This window comes from Acinetobacter sp. GN11 (genome assembly GCF_054823985.1).
This window is the reverse complement of sequence record NZ_JRVL01000116.1, coordinates 1-2,358: the sequence shown is the minus strand read 5'-3', so window position 1 is coordinate 2,358 and position 2,358 is coordinate 1. Positions and strand designations below refer to the sequence as shown.

At 39.2% G+C, this 2,358-nt stretch carries 2 protein-coding genes; both read right to left on the bottom strand.

Annotated features, from left to right (window positions below; translation table 11 throughout):
* The coding region (locus NL42_RS11510; protein WP_461312845.1) for an aminotransferase class III-fold pyridoxal phosphate-dependent enzyme at positions 1 to 462 on the bottom strand (462 nt) is incomplete at its 3' end.
* A 135-nt stretch (positions 463 to 597) separates the two neighbouring features.
* Positions 598 to 1,872: a Glu/Leu/Phe/Val family dehydrogenase gene (locus NL42_RS11505; protein WP_461312844.1), complete on the bottom strand. Its 1,275-nt coding sequence runs from the start codon at positions 1,870 to 1,872 to the stop codon at positions 598 to 600.
* Positions 1,873 to 2,358: the final 486 nt, after the last annotated feature.

The window sequence follows — 2,358 nt, the reverse complement described above, 5'->3', positions numbered from 1 at the left end:
AGGTTGACCACCCGCTGAAACGGTAAATAAGGTACGGCCATGGAAAGCATTATTAAATGCCACAATGCCGCTTTTACCTGCAACACCGCTATCTAGACCAACTTTACGAGCTAGTTTTAATGCAGCTTCGTTGGCTTCTGCACCTGAGTTACAGAAGAAAACCTTATCTGCAAATGTATTTTCAGTGAGTTGTTTTGCAAGGCGTAGAACGGGTTCATTTGTATAACCATTGCCTACATGCCAAAGTTTTGTTGCTTGTTCTGTTAAAGCATTTACTGCCACTGGATGCGCATGACCTAATGCGTTTACTGCAATCCCGCCTGCAAAATCAATATATTCTTTATTTTCTTGATCCCAGATACGTGAACCTTCGCCACGTACAGGAATGAAATTTGCCGGTGCAAAAACTGGAACCATCCAGTCGTTAAAGTTGCTTCGAGTTACAGAAATTGGCTGTTCCATGCTTACCTCAGTATTTATTTAATATATTCGATATCACTTGAATTCTAATAATTCAGAAAAAGGGGCTGAACAAATAACCCTATAACATCCTTTATATTTGCTCAGACCACTTTTTCTAAAAGTAATTTCCGCAGATTAGCCTGGGAAAATACCGCGCTCTTTACGAGCTTTTAAAATACGCTCACATGCCAAGATGTAAGCTGCTGTACGTAAAGTACAAGCGTTGCTGTTCGCTGTGTTCCAAACGTCATCCATAGCTTGAACCATCAATTTGTCTAAACGCTCATTGATTTCTTCTTCAGTCCAGAAGTAGCTCGCCATGTCTTGAACCCATTCAAAGTAACTTACAGTTACACCGCCGGCATTACATACAACGTCAGGTACTACAACAATGCCACGCTCAACAAGTACGTCTTCAGCTTTAGGATAAGTCGGGCCGTTTGCGCCTTCTAAAATCAACTTAGCTTTAAGTTTTTGAGCACGTTCAACAGTGATTTGACCTTCCAATGCAGCAGGAACAATAATGTCAACTTCTGCTGTCCAGAAATCTTCATCAGCAATTGATTGCGCGCCAGCGAAACCGCCAACACCACCTTGATTTGCATTTACGTGATCACGTAATGCATCAAGATCAATACCATCCGCATTGAAAATAGTGCCTGTGTGATCTTGAACGTGTGTAACTTTCGCTTTTGATTCAACAAACAAGAAAGCAGCTTCACTACCTACGTTACCAAAACCTTGAATAGCGACTTTCGCGCCTTCAATTGGTAAATTGATTTTTGCAGCTACTTCACGGCCTGTAACAAATACACCACGACCAGTCGCTTTTACACGACCTAAAGAACCACCCAAGTGAACTGGTTTACCAGTTACAACACCAGTTACTGTGTAACCTTGGCTTGTAGAGTAAGTATCCATCATCCAACCCATAATATTGGCATTTGTACCAACGTCTGGAGCAGGAATATCTTTTTGAGGCCCGATAATGTGACCGATTTCAGTCGTATAACGACGAGTCAAACGCTCTAATTCACGATTTGACAATTTACGCGGATCAACACGGATACCACCTTTCGCACCGCCAAATGGCAAGTTCAAAACAGCAGTTTTAATTGTCATCCATGCAGACAACGCCATAACTTCGTTCAAATCAACATTTGGATGGTAACGAACACCGCCTTTACCAGGACCACGAGACAAGTTGTGTTGTACACGGTAGCCTTCAAAGTGCTGGATAGAACCGTCGTCCATTACAATTGGCACGTCTACAATAAGCGCACGTTTTGGACGTTTTAAAGTGTCGATAAACTCTGACAAGTGGTCTAAGTACGGAGCAACACGGTCAATTTGTGCCAAGTAAGTTTGCCATGCATCGCTGTGATCATTAACGTATGAAAGATCTGCCATCTTTTTTCCTATATACCTTCATAGATTCAGATTTGATAAATCTGCAACCTTTATTATTTAGCAACCAAAACCTTGAAATAACAATGCTTTAGTTTATTTACTAAATCTTTTGCCCTTCTAAAGCATCAGACTTTTTAAATTCCATTTGTTGATACTAAAAGTACGATCTACTTTTATATATCGATATCTTTTACAAGTTTTCTTTTGTCTAAATTGCTTTTATAAAGAAAGCTTTATAAAAGCAAAAACTAACCACAACCAACTAAAACCAGCCGGCTGAAATATGAATACAAAAGAAATGACATAACCGTTTGGGAGTTAAAAAGAACCATGATTCACAAAAACCATGAGTCCATAAAATTATTTTTGACTAATCGATAGATCCCTCCATTAGTCTTTTTAAAAATAAACTTTGTTCAATAATCCTACAGATTAATTATTTCTACACATACTGCTTAAAATTAAGCCGCAACATAGATATAAAAT